Source organism: Candidatus Clostridium helianthi (assembly GCF_045310795.1).
GTDB lineage: Bacteria > Bacillota > Clostridia > Clostridiales > Clostridiaceae > Clostridium > Clostridium helianthi.
The window spans coordinates 39,853-56,098 of sequence record NZ_JBJIAB010000005.1; the positions used below are offsets into that span (position 1 = coordinate 39,853).

Consider the following 16,246-nt stretch of genomic DNA (forward strand, 5'->3'; position numbering starts at 1 on the left):
ATTTATTATTAAATCAAAGATTTGTAAATATAGGGTGACTAAAAATCACCCTATATTTTCTTTTGGTTCTGAAAAATAATATCCCTGATAATAATCTACATTCAAATCTTTTATTTTATTATATATTTCTTCTTCAGATACAAATTCTGCAATAGTTTCTATCCCCAACTCTTTTGCAAATAATACTATAGTCTTTGTAACAATTTCTGCTGACTTATCTTTATGCACATTTTTAATAATTGATCCATCAATCTTTATATAATCTACATTTAGTTTCATAAGATAGTTAAAATTTGAATAACCAGTTCCAAAATCATCAATTGCAATTTTCGACCCATATTTTTTTATTTCTTTTATAAATTCAGTAACTTCATTAAAATTTTCAATACCTTCCGATTCAACTATTTCAAATACAATCTTTTCAGGGTTTCGTACCTTCTTTAATTTCTTTATAATTAGTGCTCTAATTTCACTGTTCATTATATCCTGAAGAAGAAGATTTATAGATATTTCATAATTAGTTTTATTTAAAACTTCAAAAGTTTTTTCTAACATTATTATAGTTAATTCTTTATATAGTCCAGCTCTTTTGGCTATATCCAAGAAAAAATATGGAGATATAACTTTTCCATTTTCATCAATCATACGAATTAAAGCTTCACATTTCTCAATTGTTTTTAAATTATTATTAACTATTGGTTGAAAAAATGGAACTATTCTATTTTCAGCTATAGCATCTTTAATTTTTTTAGTCCATATTATATTCTCCTTGATTCCCTCATATATATTAAGATCTTTCCTATATATTTGAAATAATTCTTTATTTTTTTTTGCATAATTTAAAGCCATTTCTGCTTTCTCAAATAGTGATTCTTCTTCTAATGCAACTCCCATTACAATTGTCAAGAAAATTTTACCTTCTTCGTAAACGAAACATTGATTGTTTATTTCATTTTGTAAAAATTGTATTTTTGCAATGAAATCTTCTTTTGCTATACCACTACTTGCTATAGCAAATATATCTGAATTTACTCTGTATGAATTTAATTTATTCTCCTTACAATACCAGCTAATTAACTTAGAAATATCTTTCAATACCTTATCGCCTATTGTATTTCCATAAAAATCATTAATATCATTAAAAGACCTTATATCAACAATTGTGAGCTTATTGTATTTTTCTATACACAAATCATTAATTAGTTTATTTCTATTTTCTAAACCTGTCAACTTGTCTGTATAATATTGTTTTTCTAACTCATCTGTTTTTTCTTTTATTTTTTCCTCTAATTTTATATTTAATTGATTTAATTCTTCCCCAGTATTCTTTATAAGATTATATAATGCTGAATCCTCCTCATTAAAATAAGAATATTCATCGTCAATTTCTGATATAATTTTAATTCTTGCATCGATATCTTCTGAAAGTGCTAATACAGTCATTGTTTCAGTGTAAAACATATTTTTATTATTGACATTGTTAAATTCACCAAAAGTATAAAAGCCACCTACGGATAAATCTTTAAATGGTATTATTTCCTTAGCATTTACTTTCTTAAATATATTTTTTCTTGAATCACATGAATATATCAATAAGCTTTCACATGGGCACTTTGTAATCTCACCATACATTTCCTTTGCACTTTGCAAAATTTCTCTTAAGTCACCAAAACCAATCCTTATTTTTTCACCAATATCTAGCTTTGTAGATATAAGTGCTTCTTCTGCATTTATGAATTTTAATACGTGAACAGTAAAATATCTATTATTTCTTTTTACCATTAATGGGAACTTATTTCCCATACGTATAATTTGCTCATTACTTTTAGTACCCAAATACTTGTTATAAAATTCTTTTACTGATATAGTTCCTATCTTTTTTACTATGTTATCTTCTACCAATGTTATTTCGTGTTCTTTCCCTATAGGTATACAATTAAAACTACTTCCGTTATTTACATTTAAAAATTCACCTTTTAAAGCAACTGCAGCTACTGCGTTTTTTGCTACTCCTTCTTCTGTAAAAACGTATGTTTCATACGCTGGATCGCTCTTTCCAGCAATTCCACCCGCTACTAGAACTTGATCATTTACAGAATTTATTCCTTTTAAAAGATCATCACCCGTAATGCTTGAATCACCAAAAGATATTATTGCCTTTGTATCAGTCCCAATTAGCTGACTAGCTATTTTCACACCTTTACTAAAATCAGGTATATTATCCTTAACTAAGATAGATTTAATTATTGTTTTATCAAAAACACTTATGGAGATTATGCACTCCCGTTCAAATATATCTCCATTTAGGATTTCACCTGACGACGTAGCCCCAACTATTTTACATTGAGGAATTAATAATTTTAAATTTCTTATTATTTCATTTATAAATTCTTTATTGCATATTCCGGAAAACACCTGTACTAATATATTATTATATTTCACTATGTCATTGCTATTTACGTATAATTGTAAAGTTTTAAAGTCCCTATATTTAACATTATAGGTTTTCATAATTCACCTCAATAATCTGATATTAGATTTTTATACACATATATTCAATTATACCATTTAAATAGATCTTATTCATTATTTTTCTACATAATTTAGCAGAATTTTCGTTTTAAATTATTAAAATAAATACAACAATATTGCATTTATTTATAATATTAAATAATTTAAGAAATTTAGTGTTATTTTGATATTATTATTAGTATACTATTGCTATTCAATATTACATATACTTCTATTAAGTTTTCATTAACATATCTTTATGATATATAAAATTTAATATAAAGCAAAAAAATATAGGCGAATGCTCCACCTATATCTTAATTACATTAATACATATTAAATTCACTCTAAGTCTGCAATAATTGAAGTTAATATCACCTATAGGCGGCATATTGCCTTTAATTAAATGATTTAAAATAAAAATATATTCATCTAGTTCATTAACCATATGATAGAATTTTTGAAAAAATTATTATTTACTTTATAACTTAACAAATAAAAAAATAGAAAGTAATGTATCCTAATTTCCATACAAATCCATTACCATCTATTTAATTTATTATTAAGTTATATTGAATTGTGTTAACGCCTACTTATTAGATGCCTTCTTTAGCTCATTTCCAGATACATTAGCTTTTTTATCCACTGAATCTACATTAAACTTTATACTCTCACCATTAGAAGTTGCTATTATAGTTCCTTGAATATCTGTTCTGAATACCTTAATATTTTTTTATTAAGTTTATCTATAGTTTCTTTATGGGGATGTCCGTAGTCATTGCCTTTTTCACAACTTATTACTGTATATTTAGGATTAACTTTATCAATAAAAGCCTGAGTTGTAGATGAATGACTTCCGTGGTGTCCAACTTTTAAAACATCAGCTTGAATATCAAGTTGTTTTGCTAATATCTCATTTTCAGAAATATCTTCAGCGTCTCCCATAAATATAAAACTTGTTCCACCGAACTCTAGCTTAATAACAATAGAATAATTATTTAAATCATCATACTTACTACTATTTGGTGCTAGAAATGTTAATACTGAATTCCCTATATTAATCTTTTCTCCTGTTTTAGGAACATTAATTTTTAGACCTTTATATTTTAGAGCATCAATCATATTTTCATATGTCTTAGTTGTTGTAGTAACTTTTGGGGCATAAAAACTTCCAATATCATAATTAATAATAACATCATCCATACTGCCTATATGATCTTCATGAGGGTGCGTTGCTATTACATAGTCTAATCTGGTAATACCAAGTGATTTAAGATAATCTAAAGATTTTTTATCGCTTGTACCTGCATCAATTAAAATACTTTTCCCATTAACCTGTATTAATTCAGAATCACCCTGTCCAACATCAATGTAATGCACCTTTAACTTTTCATCTGCACCTGAATTTCTATTTGAATTGTCATTTTTTTCACATGAGATTAAAAACAAAGATAAAAATACAACCAATAATAAACATAACAATTTTTTAGTTCTTTTCATTTTAACTTTCACCCACCCATTATACTATTGTATATTTTTATCTCGTAATGTCAATTTTTTAGATTATTTTTTGATATGAGTTAGTAATGAAGTTATATGACCTTCAAAAAATGACTTTATATTTTTTGAAGCAAATTTCTAATCAACATTGGTCATTCCGGTCATTTAATTCATTAATGTTCAATTCATTTTTTAAAGCAAGAAAAAGGCACTAAATTTATCTTTGATAAACTTACTGTCATAATTATGAAATCATTATTATATTTTTTTATAAAAGTTCCTAAGGGTTTCATCCAATTGAATATTAACAATATTACATATAATTTTATAAATATTTAAATTGAAAGATGTAACTTCCCTTAGGATATTTGTGTAAATAAAATCAACGATAATAAAGCAATTCTAAATTTATGATTATTCTAATAGATATATAGTAGTAGTTTTTCTACCAAATTGTTTGGCTTCTTCATATGACGGGACCCAAACATCTATTACATAAGTGCCATCTTTCTTTACTTTAATTGCTCCACCTCTATCTTCAACATCAAACATGCCATCAGATTTATAACTTTGCAACTCTGGAATATACATCTTGCTTCCAAGCGGTATATTAGATGGGGCCGCAATAACACCTATTCTTGTTCTTGTCTGCATTGCTGTCTGTGACTCCCATTTCCCTGAACATCTAGGATCATCGCTATATGCAGTTAATTCTGCTTTAATAGGTTTACCTACCTGCTTTTGATTTTTTACCGATGATGTATTTACTGAATCAGATGAAACTTCATCTGATTTCTTTACTGATTCTGCATATTTATCAGTATCGGTACTTTCTTTTTGGAAATCAAGATCTTCTTTATAGCTACCTGTAACAATTCTATTTATTTGAATATTTTTAGTTTGCGGATCTAAAAAGTTTGTTTCAAATCCTAACAAACATACTCCTAGAAATATACAAGTTTTTATAACATTTATTTTTAATTTAATCAAATTACCACTCCTTGTGTTTTATTTGTGACCTAAGAATATTCTAGGTTACTTTCCCCACCGATATGGTATTGCCCTATTATAGGATAAGAATGTATCAAACACAAAAGTAATTTTTGTTACATATAGATATAATTTTCATAATTGCATATGAAAAGGTTATATATGTTGTATTCTCGCATATTTCTTGGTAATATAGGCAGCAAATAATATTTGAAAAATTTTAATTTTAGTATTCTTTAGATGTATTAAATAGATCATATGATTTTTTAGATTAGTATAAATAATAATAAAATCTACTAAAATAGACCTGCATTTTAATAAATAAAATGCAGGTCTATTTTAGTAGATAAATCGCTCTATTCCTAAAGCTACTCCATCATTTTGTACTGTATCAGTTACTTCCTTAGCGTGTTCTTTAACGTAATCCTCCGCATTCCCCATAGCAATTCCACATCCTACTGTAGATAACATTTCTATATCATTCTTACCATCTCCAAAAGCATAGCTATTTTCTATTGGAATATCTAAAAAGTCCAATACTTTTAATATTCCAGTTGCCTTTGTATTTGATTTTGAATATAGTTCAAAAGATTTTTCCTCTATATTATGAATATAATCATAATCCTCATTCGCTAAATTCAAGCAATAATCCATTCCAGTTTTATCATCATATAGCATCTCAATTTTGTATGTCTCTACTTTTTCTAGATCATATTCGGATTGGAAATACTTTTTAGATATACTAAAAGAATCATAGAAAGAATGTAATTTTTTATATTCATCTTTAATATATGAATATGTTTCTCCTTGCAAGATATATTGAATATTACGCTGCTCAAAATTATACACTAATTCTTTTATAGAGTCCCTTTTAAGAGATTCTTTATATATACATTTTTCCTTAACCTTTACATATGCTCCATTGGTAAGAACAAAGCCATCAAATCCAAAGTTATACAAAGATTCATTCAAAAAGGCATATGGTCTGCCTGTTGCAATAAATACATAATCTCCATTTGCTTGGAGTGAGCGAATTGTTTTTTTTACTCTAGGTCTAATATCTGTTATTCCATTTAAACAGTCCATTAAAGTCCCATCTATGTCAAAAAAAACTGCTTTTTTCATAATTACATCTCCCCCATAGTAATTCATTCTCATTCAATGTACTTTATTATCATTTAATATCATTTTATTTTATTTATTCATCATTGTCAATTCATTTAACTATGTTTCAATAACATAATTCTTAAAATAGTACTAAACGAGAGTTAACTATAGCAATATCTATATATCTAATTTGTTCTTTATATGATTAAAACCTAATCTATTTATTGTCGTTCCTAATCTTTCACCTTTGTTAGCATTATTTTTATAATACTCAATAACCATTTCTGTAATAGCTTCCAATTCATCAATCTGGTAAAGTTTTTTAAGACGATTTCCTATTCTTAAATTTCTTCCTAACTTACCACCTAAATATACCGCAACTCCTTCCTTTTCTAACTTCATGGCTTTAAATGGACATGCTTTGATACATTGACCGCAAGAAATGCATTTATTATAATCTATTACTGCTTTTTTATGTACCATTGATATTGCATCAACTTTACAAGTACGTTCGCAAATCTTACACCCTTTGCACATATCTGTCTCAACCTTGGGTTCATTTTGAGCCAAAAAACCTAAATCACTGATTGGAGCTTTTACACAATTATTAGGGCATGCTGATACTCCAATTTTAAATTTACCTGGAAGATCTATTCCTAAAAACTTTCTATCAAGATTTTTAGCTATTTCTTGTGAATCTAATAATCCAAACCTACAAAGTGCTCCTTTGCAAGCAGCTACAGCTACAACCCTTGTACCAGTGCCTCCCGTCTTAATTCCTGCGTTTAATATCCTCTTCTTAACCTCTGGAATTAAATCTTCTCTAATCCAAGGTATTTCAACACATTGCCGTGTTGTAAATCCCATGTATCCATTTCCATATAATTCAGATATTTCTGCTAGACAAATCATTTCATTAGAACTTAAATTTCCTGCATCTGTCAATATTCTAAGTGAAAAATATTCTTTATCTTGTTGCTGCATAAAACCTTCTAATTTTAATGATTCAAGCTCACTTTTAGTCATTGTATTTTATCTTTCCTTTCTGTACAAGCGGTCTATGTGCTAATCTTAGCTAAAAGTAATAATTTATATTATGAAACTTTTGAGCGCAATAAAAAACCTACAGTTATACCTGTAAGTAACTGCATATAGCTTATATTTAGATCTATCGCTAAAGCCGCTTAAAATTTTATATTACTAAATTACAGTATCACGATTTATTATATAAAACCGTGATTGTTATCACGTTTATGCAATTACACATATAATCTCTTTATAAAATCACACTTTTATTTTATAAGTCTTTCTTAAATATACTTGATTAATTTTTCATATTACTTGTTAAAGTCAATCATTATGGCGAATAGGACAACTCTATATATTGTATAAATACTTTTTTACAAATACAACATATTGTATTTTATCATAAAATGATTTAAAATAATGTTATTATAAAACTTGAAGATATTATAATTCAAAAGAATATAAGGATTAGAAAGAAATTATTAGCTTATTAAGTAAAACTGGAGGAATATATATGAGTGAACTATTATCAGAATCATTTTTAAGCAAATACAGAGAAATTAAGCATACGCCTTTAAGCAATATTGGCGAATTTGTTTATTTACGAACTTATTCTAGATATTTAAACAATAAAAAAAGAAGAGAAACTTGGTTTGAAACAGTTCTTAGAACAACAGAATATAACATTGAACTTGGTATAGAATTTAAAAAGAAACAGGGATTAAGTATAAATCTACAAGATGAAGTAAAAGAAGCTGAGCTGTTATTTGATAATTTATTCAATTTAAGGACCTTTACATCAGGTAGAACTCTTTATATGGGTGGAACTGATATAGTAAAAGAATATCCACTTTCAAATTATAACTGTGCATTTACAATGATTGAGAAATTCCATGATTTTGTAGACATATTCTATCTTCTCATGATTGGGTCAGGTGTCGGTGTTAGAATAGATAAATCTCTAATATCAAAAATGCCTAATATAAGGAGAATATTTCTTGACAGCGAATATAATGAAGATATTCATAAGTTCATGCCAAAAGAATATATGGAAAACACCAAACTTATTTTAGACAAGGTAAATCCATCAGTCGCTAAGATTAAAATTGGTGATAGCAAAGAAGGCTGGTGTAATGCTCTAGAAACTTACTTTAATTTGATTACAAGTCCTGAATATATTAATATTAAGAAAATTACATTTGACTACAGCTATGTAAGGCCTGAGGGTGAAAGATTAAAAAGATTTGGTGGCAGAGCATCTGGTCATAAATCGTTAAAAAGAATGTTTGAAAAAATAAATAAGGTTTGCAGTAATCTTGTTAATGGAAGCTTAAGGTCCATAGATGTGCTTGATATAGCTACCATAATAAGTGAAAATGTAGTTTCTGGTGGAGTTAGGCGTAGTGCAATGATGATAATTTGCGATGAAAATGATGAGGATGTTATAAATGCAAAAAGTAAATTATATACAATAGTCAATGGAAATTGGATTGAAAATTCAGAAGTATCTCATAGGAAAATGAGTAATAATTCTGTTTTATATAAAGAAAAACCATCGCTTAATAAAATAAAGAAAATCCTAGAATCCATAAAAATAAATGGTGAACCTGGTTTTATTAATGGAAGTGAAGCTATGAGAAGAAAAAGTACATTTAAAGGTTGTAACCCATGTGGAGAAATTTTGCTTAATTCACATCAATGCTGCAACCTATCAACTAACAATTTAGCCTCATTCGTAAATGAAGATAATAACCTAGATATTGATAAATTAGAAAAAATAATAAAGCTATCTACTAGAGTGGCTATTAGAATGACCCTAGTAAACGTAGAACTTCCAGATTGGAATAAAATCATGCAAAATGATAGAATCGTTGGAATATCATTAACTGGAATGATGGATATGGTAAATAGAACAAACATGACTTATAAAAATTTAGGTTTATTGCTAAAGCGTTTAAGAGATGTAGTTAGAGGCGAAGGTATTAAATACTGCTCAGAACTTGGAATTTCCATTCCTGAGCTTATGACAACAATTAAGCCTGAAGGATCTCTATCCACACTTCCATGTGTAAGTTCAGGAATACATTATTCACATTCTAATTATTATATTAGAAGAGTTAGGATCTCTACATCTGATCCTCTATATAAAATGATAGAAAAGCTAAAATGCTATCCAATTTATAATGAAAATGGTCAAAGTGATGAAAATTGCACAACAAAAGTTATAGAATTTCCAATCAAAGCTCCTTACGGAAAAACAAAATATGATGTTGGAGCTATAGAACAACTTGAACTTTATAAATTATCAATGATAAATTGGACTGATCACAATACTTCAATTACCGTACATGTAAGAGAAAATGAGTGGGATGATGTTGCCAATTGGCTCTATGAGAATTTTGACTATGTGGTTGGTATAACTTTCCTTCCTCTAACAGACGAAACTTACCCTCTTTTACCTTATGAATCTACAACAAAAGAAGATTATGAGGAACGTATAAAAAATATTAAACCTATAGATTATGAATTATTAGCTGAACTTGATGATGATGACGAACATGAAATAATTGATAAAGAGTGCGCAAATGGAGTTTGTCCAATAAGGTAATATAATATTTTATATTCTTATATTAAAAGAAACTATTAAGTAATTGAACGAAGCCAGTGTTTTTATAGCGCTGGCTTCGTTCAAATATAAACATAAATTTATAATATATAGATAACTGCCTTTTTCGGTATCTATATATTATAAGTTTCTACAATGAGAGCCGGACTTATATGCATATCAGCGGAAATTGAATACATATTTGCTCCATATATATGCTGCAATTAAGTGCTTGGATTTCCAGAGTTTTAAATATAGATAATATATGTAATTAATTAATTTATATATTTGATATAATAGTATAATAAATTAATTAATGGAGTAAATACAGTTATGAAAGCAAAAATACTTTTTTTAGCACCCTACTTTGGGTTAAAAGAAATCGCAATGTCAGTTTCATCTGAATATAAGGATTTCCAAATTGATGTATATCAAGGGAATTATGAACAAGGACCAAAAATTCTGAAACAAGTAAATATAAACAAAAAATATGATGTGATCATAACAAGAGGTGGTACTGCAGAAATTTGCAGGAAAATCACTCAAACTCCTATTGTTGAAATTCATATTAATGCCTTTGATATACTTAGAATTTTAAAATTATCTGAAGGATATAAAGGAAAAAAAATATTTTTATCTTATCCCAATATATTTAAATCATTTAAACAGTTAAGTGAACTTTTAGGTTATTCAATCGAATCAAAGTGTTATTTTGAACATAAAGATATTCCAGACTTAATTAAAGAACTAAAACAAGAAAACTACAAACTCATTATCGGCGATAATATGGTATATGAAACAGCGCAGGAGTTTGGAATTAATAGCATACTTATTACAAGTGGAATTGAAGCTGTAAAAAGTGCTATTGATGAAGCAGTACGCTTATGCAACTCTCTTTCTAATAATAAAGAATTAAAATCCGAAGCAGTTGAATATACATATTATGAAAAAAGAGAAAAAAGCAATATTGATGATTTTATAAAAATATTAAATCCAGATGAAATATCACCAAGCTTTGTACATACAGTATTTCCTCAAACAATTCTTTCTCAAATATCATATCTAAGTAACACACCACTTCCAACAATTATTACTGGCGAAGACGGAATGTGCAAGAATGATATCGGATATTTATGCACTTACTATGGTCCTCAAAAAAGAAAAAGCTTAATATGTATAAGCTGTCACTCTATTCCTAAATATTACAACTACGACTTTCTATATAAAATCATAATTGATAATTTTAAAAACGAAGGCGGCACATTATTTCTAGAGGATATTGATACGTTATATACAGAAGGGCAAAAAAAGATAGCTAATATTTTAAAAAAATTATCTAGAAACAATACTATTAAAATAATTGCGTCTTGCGAATTACCTGTTGAACTCTGTGTTAGTAGCGGAAAATTACTTAGGCAGCTCCGTTCAATAATTGATGAAGTTAGAATCGAATTAAATCCTTTAAAAGATTATAGTGATGAAATCAGTAATATGGTAAGTATGTATCTTTCAAAGCTAGATTTAAGATGTGCAAGTCAAGTGGTAGGTATAAAAGAAGGTGGTATAAAATTACTATCTGACTACGCTTGGCCTGAAAATATACGGCAATTTATGAGAGTCGTAAATCAATTAGCACTTAAATGTAATGGCTCTTATATTAATGTTGATGAAGTAAAAACAGCCTTAAAAGTTGAATTTGAAAATCATAAAAATGCTTCTCTAGTCCCTATTGATTTAAATGGAAGCTTAAAAGAAATAGAAACTCGTATTATAAAGTATGTAATGGAGCAAGAAGGAATGAATCAGGTCAAAGTTGAGAAAAGATTGAAAATTAGTCATAGTACATTATGGAGAAAGCTAAAATGATTTCAAAATGAAACATTTTCTCTAATTAGTTTGTTGAAGACGTAGTCTCCCCTTTAGTATAATAACCTAATAAAGAAATATTAAGGAAGTGAAAATTATGACTAAAGATATGACTAAAGGGAATATACCTAAGCATCTTATAAGCTTTTCTATTCCATTAATACTCGGAAATCTGCTCCAACTTACTTATAACGCCGTAGATTCGATAATAGTAGGAAGATTTTCTGGTACAGATGCTTTGGCAGCTGTTGGAACTGCTAATCCTGTAATGAATATTGTAATTTTAGGAATAACAGGTATATGTATCGGAGCATCAGTTCTTATGAGTGAATTTTTTGGAGCCGGGAAATATGAAGAATTAAAGAAAGAGATTTCGACAACTTTAATATTTGGATGTTTTTTTTCTCTAATAATTGTAATATTAGGCTTAATCCTCTCTAAGAATATATTAATCCTCCTTGGAGTTCCAAATGAAATTCTCGAATCTGCAACACTCTATCTAAGAATAATATTTGCCGCAATGCCTTTTACATATTTATATAATGCAGTATCTGCAGCAATGAGAAGTGTTGGGGATTCAAAAACACCAATAAGATTTTTAGCTATAGCATCTATTTTAAATGGATGTCTTGACTTTATTTTTATAGGAGGCTTTAATATGGGCGTACTTGGAGCTGGACTAGCTACAACTATTGCTGAAGCTTGCTCCGCTCTATTTTGTATAATTTACATATATAAAAAAGTACCATTGTTGAGACTATCTAGAAAAGATATAAAATTAGATAGAACGCTTTTAAAACAAACTCTCCAGCATGGATCAATAACAGCTTTGCAGCAATCTTGTCAGCCAATCGGCAAATTGTTAATTCAAGGTGCTATCAATCCATTAGGGGTAGCTACAATAGCAGCCTTTAATGCTGTAAACAGAGTTGATGATTTTGCTTTCACTCCACAACAAAGTATATCTCATGGAATGATGACTTTTGTTGCTCAAAATCGTGGTGCAAATGATAAAGATCGTATTAAGGCAGGATTTAGAGTTGGTTTATTCATAGAATTTTGTTATTGGATAATAATCTGCTTGGTTGTATTAATTTTTAAGACACCTATAATGAAATTATTTGTCTCTTATAATGATAATAACATGGTTGACTTAGGTGTGAGTTACTTAGGACTTATGGCATTTTTTTATTTATTTCCTGCATTTACAAATGGTATTCAAGGTTTTTTCAGAGGCATGGGAAACATGAAGATTACATTAATCTCTACACTTATCCAAATATCCTTTAGAGTAATATTCGTTTTTATATTAGTTTCTCATGTAGGAATGATAAGTATGGCCTATGCCAGCCTCATAGGATGGATATTCATGTTAGCTTATGAAGTTCCATATTACTTCATATTTAAAAGAAAGAATCATTTATTAAAAGATTACGATAAAGCTGAGAAGAAATTTCAAGTTTAAAGCTAAAATTTTACCTTAAAAAATTAATTAAAAGAAGGCATTAAAATAGTCTTAGAGATCATTTTAGTGCCTTCTTTTAATTAACTTATATATGAAGTCAAAAGTTATAATTTATACAATCCTATTTGACTTCAAAATTTTTATTTGCTTTTACTATATATCCATTGTCATCTATTTCTGAATATGTTAATACATTTACACATGCAATTGAAACAATACCCTGAGTTTTATCTTTTTCATTTATTAAAGTATAATAGTTATACCCGGTGTTCTTAATCTTATCATTATAAAAATTTATTAAAGCTTCATCTGTTATTTTATCAGGATTATATGTAACTTCTCCTCTTTTTCCTATTTCTTCTCCTGAATTATTTAGAACTGATCTCTCTTTTATTTCTTTTATATGTATTCCTGCATACTTATTACTATTAATATATTCATTTTTTACCTTCTCTGGAATGCCGCTATATCCAATTATTGAAAATAATACGAAACCAAATATTAATCTACTGACTATTTTTTTCATTTATAATTCCCCCTATATCCTAATAAGATAATTGTATATTGTTTGATGTTTTTGTCAATTATTACTTAGTAGAAATATTGATTACTTATGTTATATAAATAAATATCTATAAAAAAACAAACTATATTATCTATCCATATATACTTTTAAGATTGTTAAATTATTATTTTTTATTATGATAATTTATACATATTCTTCAAATTGAATTTATAATTAGCTAGTTTTTTAACAATGAAAAATAAAATTCAGAAAATTCACAACAACTACTTGAATAATTAGTAACATATTGTTATAATACTTAATAAGATAGTAATATAAATATCTATATTTTTTTAAATCTTATTGTTAAATAATTAACGTTAATTATTTAACTTCTTCTGCTTCTATATTAGTAGAAATCATAGTAAAAAATTAAAATCTATAAATATGAGGGGGATAAATACTATGATAGTAAAAAAACCAATTCAATATGCAATTATAATTGATAGACAAGGAGATTGTGGAGTTTTTGACACAATGGAAGATGCTATTAAATTAGCTCATGTTGCTTGTGAAGAATATAAGAAATACAGTGAGCAAAAAAAGAATGAAATAGTAGATTCAGTAATTAAAGAATTAGAATTGCACTTAGAGGAACTTAGTTTAATGACTTGTAAAGAGAATGGTGCTAGCTCCTACAGTAATATTCTTTACAATAATACTAATGCATTAGATAAATGTTTAAATGATAAATATCTTGAATCTAGGTTATCTATAATTAACAGCGATAATTCCTATACTGTAAATGGAGTTGTTGTTGAAGCATCTAATCCTATCGAAACAATAATAAGAAATAGCATTCTAATGCTTAAAGCTGGACATGCAATTGTATTTTCATCAAATGAAGATATAAAAGAAGTATTTTCTTATACTATTAAACTTATAAATAGAGCTATAGAGGCAGTAGGTGGCCCAAGAAATCTTGTAGTAACAGTAAAAAACCCTAGCGTTGAAAATACTAATATCTTGATTTCAAACGAAAAAATAACTCTTATTTCTGCAATAGATAATCAAGATGCTAGAAAAATAGCACTTTAGTTAGACGGTATTTAAATTGTTGAAAGGCATACACTTAATAAATACGATTCGATCTATAGCTTTGAGTGAACTATATGATGGTATATTCCAAAGCACATTGATTTAGATATTTATCAGCTCCATTGTATTTTCACTCATTTTCTTTAATTAAAGCACCCCCAATTGGGGCTTTTTTATTTTCTTTAATTTATCATCTCATATATCAAAAATGACCAAATATTCAGATATAATTAATGAATCTTTAATATTTTACTTAATTTAAGTACTATGTTTTTAGACTATTTTCAAGTGAAGATACAGCAATTAAATTATAAACATATAAAAAAATAACCACTAACTTATAATAAATTAATGGTTATTTTAATAATATAGACTAACATTTTTTACTGATTAACTGTTTTTCATTACTTACCCAGAAAAGTTTTTATTCCAACCAAAATAATAAATATTCCAAAAGCTTTTTTCATTATACTTGCTGGAAGAATATTAGCAAGCTGGCCTCCAAATTTTGCACTAATTAGCATAGTAACACAAATAATTATACCCGCAGTTATATTTGTATTGCCTTTCTTATAATATTCCATGAATGCAAGTAAGCCAACTGGTGGAAGCATTGCAACGAGAGACGTTCCCTGAGCTGTAAGCTGTGAAAATCCTTTTAAATACATCAATGCAGGAATTATAATTATTCCACCACCAATTCCAAACAAACCACTTAAAATACCTGCTGCGGCCCCTATTACTATGTAAATTATAATGTCTAACATAAAATCCTCCTTAAATAATATCAAATAAATTCTTACTTTAATTCAAAAAATAATATTTATTTACTGCATTTCATATAATATATTTACTTTGAATAAATTAATTTATAGCTATTTATAATAGTATATTGCAATTGATTTTCTATATGCTAATATTATATTAGTTTAATACCTAGCTTACCATGTCTTTAAATGCAAATTTATTATTGCAATACATATTCTATTTATCATAATAAAATAAGACTCCCACTTAACTTTTCAAAATTATTTAAATTTATAATGTTAGGTTGTTTATAAACACGCGAATTTATTCCTTATTAATAAAAAATTAAAGAATACATTTTCCATTAATAACTGCATTCTTTAATCTCAACTAATTTACTAAATATATATTTTTCAGTATAAATAACAATCTTTAAATTTCTATATTAAAATTCTATTTATATTGTTCTAGTGTCTTTATTAAAGTTTGAGTATCAAATGGCTTTTTTATATAACTCTTAGCTCCTAGGGCTAAACATTCATCCTTAACATCATCATACCCTACTGCCGATATAATAATCACTACTGCTTCAGGATCAATACTCATTATTTGACTCAAAACATCAATGCCATCCTTTCTAACTTCAGACATATTTAAATCTAAAATTATAATATCAGGACTTTCAATTTTATATACTTCTATTGCATCATCTTTACCTGATGCTTCTAGGATCATATAAGTTCCCCTTTTTTGAATAATTTTTCGTATAAACATTCGCATATACGATGAGTCATCTACTATCAAAATCTTCTTCATATTAAAAACT

General features: G+C 27.3%; 11 protein-coding genes and 1 pseudogene. 4 read left to right on the forward strand and 8 right to left on the reverse strand.

What is annotated here, in order from left to right; all coding sequences use genetic code 11:
- Positions 1-45: 45 nt before the first annotated feature.
- The 5 genes and pseudogenes from ACJDTP_RS05765 to ACJDTP_RS05785 form a co-directional block, all read right to left on the reverse strand.
- Positions 46-2,511, reverse strand: coding sequence for a bifunctional diguanylate cyclase/phosphodiesterase (locus ACJDTP_RS05765; protein WP_406760734.1), 2,466 nt, complete (start codon positions 2,509-2,511; stop codon positions 46-48).
- A gap of 589 nt (positions 2,512-3,100) precedes the next feature.
- Positions 3,101-4,011: pseudogene (locus ACJDTP_RS05770) on the reverse strand (ComEC/Rec2 family competence protein).
- Between the two features lie 414 nt (positions 4,012-4,425).
- Positions 4,426-5,001 (reverse strand): 3D domain-containing protein, encoded by a 576-nt coding sequence (locus ACJDTP_RS05775; protein ID WP_077842966.1) that lies wholly within the window; start codon positions 4,999-5,001, stop codon positions 4,426-4,428.
- Positions 5,002-5,340: 339 nt separating this feature from the next.
- On the reverse strand, positions 5,341-6,126 hold the full coding sequence (locus ACJDTP_RS05780) for a Cof-type HAD-IIB family hydrolase (RefSeq protein WP_077842965.1): 786 nt from the start codon (positions 6,124-6,126) through the stop codon (positions 5,341-5,343).
- A gap of 159 nt (positions 6,127-6,285) precedes the next feature.
- Complete coding sequence (locus tag ACJDTP_RS05785) at positions 6,286-7,134, reverse strand: 4Fe-4S binding protein (RefSeq protein ID WP_077842964.1); 849 nt, start codon at positions 7,132-7,134, stop codon at positions 6,286-6,288.
- Positions 7,135-7,648: 514 nt separating this feature from the next.
- Between ACJDTP_RS05785 and nrdJ the strand changes: the two genes are divergently transcribed.
- The 3 genes from nrdJ to ACJDTP_RS05800 all read left to right on the forward strand — a co-directional run bounded on the left by nrdJ (position 7,649) and on the right by ACJDTP_RS05800 (position 13,070).
- Positions 7,649-9,742: a ribonucleoside-triphosphate reductase, adenosylcobalamin-dependent gene (gene nrdJ / locus ACJDTP_RS05790; protein ID WP_077842963.1), complete on the forward strand. Its 2,094-nt coding sequence runs from the start codon at positions 7,649-7,651 to the stop codon at positions 9,740-9,742.
- Positions 9,743-10,072: 330 nt separating this feature from the next.
- Complete coding sequence (locus ACJDTP_RS05795) at positions 10,073-11,605, forward strand: sigma-54-dependent transcriptional regulator (protein ID WP_077842962.1); 1,533 nt, start codon at positions 10,073-10,075, stop codon at positions 11,603-11,605.
- A 97-nt stretch (positions 11,606-11,702) separates the two neighbouring features.
- Positions 11,703-13,070: an MATE family efflux transporter gene (locus ACJDTP_RS05800; RefSeq protein WP_171771443.1), complete on the forward strand. Its 1,368-nt coding sequence runs from the start codon at positions 11,703-11,705 to the stop codon at positions 13,068-13,070.
- A 121-nt stretch (positions 13,071-13,191) separates the two neighbouring features.
- On the opposite strand, the gene ACJDTP_RS05805 is transcribed toward ACJDTP_RS05800, so the two are convergent.
- Positions 13,192-13,596: a hypothetical protein gene (locus tag ACJDTP_RS05805; RefSeq protein ID WP_017211650.1), complete on the reverse strand. Its 405-nt coding sequence runs from the start codon at positions 13,594-13,596 to the stop codon at positions 13,192-13,194.
- 444 nt (positions 13,597-14,040) lie between these two features.
- On the opposite strand from ACJDTP_RS05805, the gene ACJDTP_RS05810 reads away from it, so the two are divergent.
- Positions 14,041-14,673 (forward strand): aldehyde dehydrogenase family protein, encoded by a 633-nt coding sequence (locus ACJDTP_RS05810; RefSeq protein WP_171771442.1) that lies wholly within the window; start codon positions 14,041-14,043, stop codon positions 14,671-14,673.
- 404 nt (positions 14,674-15,077) lie between these two features.
- On the opposite strand, the gene ACJDTP_RS05815 is transcribed toward ACJDTP_RS05810, so the two are convergent.
- Entirely contained in the window at positions 15,078-15,440 is a 363-nt protein-coding gene (locus ACJDTP_RS05815; protein ID WP_017211652.1) for a sulfite exporter TauE/SafE family protein, read from the reverse strand.
- A 433-nt stretch (positions 15,441-15,873) separates the two neighbouring features.
- Positions 15,874-16,236, reverse strand: coding sequence for a response regulator (locus tag ACJDTP_RS05820; protein ID WP_173707788.1), 363 nt, complete (start codon positions 16,234-16,236; stop codon positions 15,874-15,876).
- Positions 16,237-16,246: the final 10 nt, after the last annotated feature.

What these genes read in the sequence shown, in the direction of transcription:
- ACJDTP_RS05815 (WP_017211652.1), bottom strand. Translation starts at nt 15,440, where the DNA reads ATGTTAGACATTATAATTTACATAGTAATAGGGGCCGCAGCAGGTATT.
- ACJDTP_RS05765 (WP_406760734.1), bottom strand. Translation starts at nt 2,511, where the DNA reads ATGAAAACCTATAATGTTAAATATAGGGACTTTAAAACTTTACAATTA.
- ACJDTP_RS05785 (WP_077842964.1), bottom strand. Translation starts at nt 7,134, where the DNA reads ATGACTAAAAGTGAGCTTGAATCATTAAAATTAGAAGGTTTTATGCAG.
- ACJDTP_RS05800 (WP_171771443.1), top strand. Translation starts at nt 11,703, where the DNA reads ATGACTAAAGATATGACTAAAGGGAATATACCTAAGCATCTTATAAGC.
- ACJDTP_RS05820 (WP_173707788.1), bottom strand. Translation starts at nt 16,236, where the DNA reads ATGAAGAAGATTTTGATAGTAGATGACTCATCGTATATGCGAATGTTT.
- ACJDTP_RS05795 (WP_077842962.1), top strand. Translation starts at nt 10,073, where the DNA reads ATGAAAGCAAAAATACTTTTTTTAGCACCCTACTTTGGGTTAAAAGAA.
- nrdJ (WP_077842963.1), top strand. Translation starts at nt 7,649, where the DNA reads ATGAGTGAACTATTATCAGAATCATTTTTAAGCAAATACAGAGAAATT.
- ACJDTP_RS05805 (WP_017211650.1), bottom strand. Translation starts at nt 13,596, where the DNA reads ATGAAAAAAATAGTCAGTAGATTAATATTTGGTTTCGTATTATTTTCA.
- ACJDTP_RS05810 (WP_171771442.1), top strand. Translation starts at nt 14,041, where the DNA reads ATGATAGTAAAAAAACCAATTCAATATGCAATTATAATTGATAGACAA.
- ACJDTP_RS05780 (WP_077842965.1), bottom strand. Translation starts at nt 6,126, where the DNA reads ATGAAAAAAGCAGTTTTTTTTGACATAGATGGGACTTTAATGGACTGT.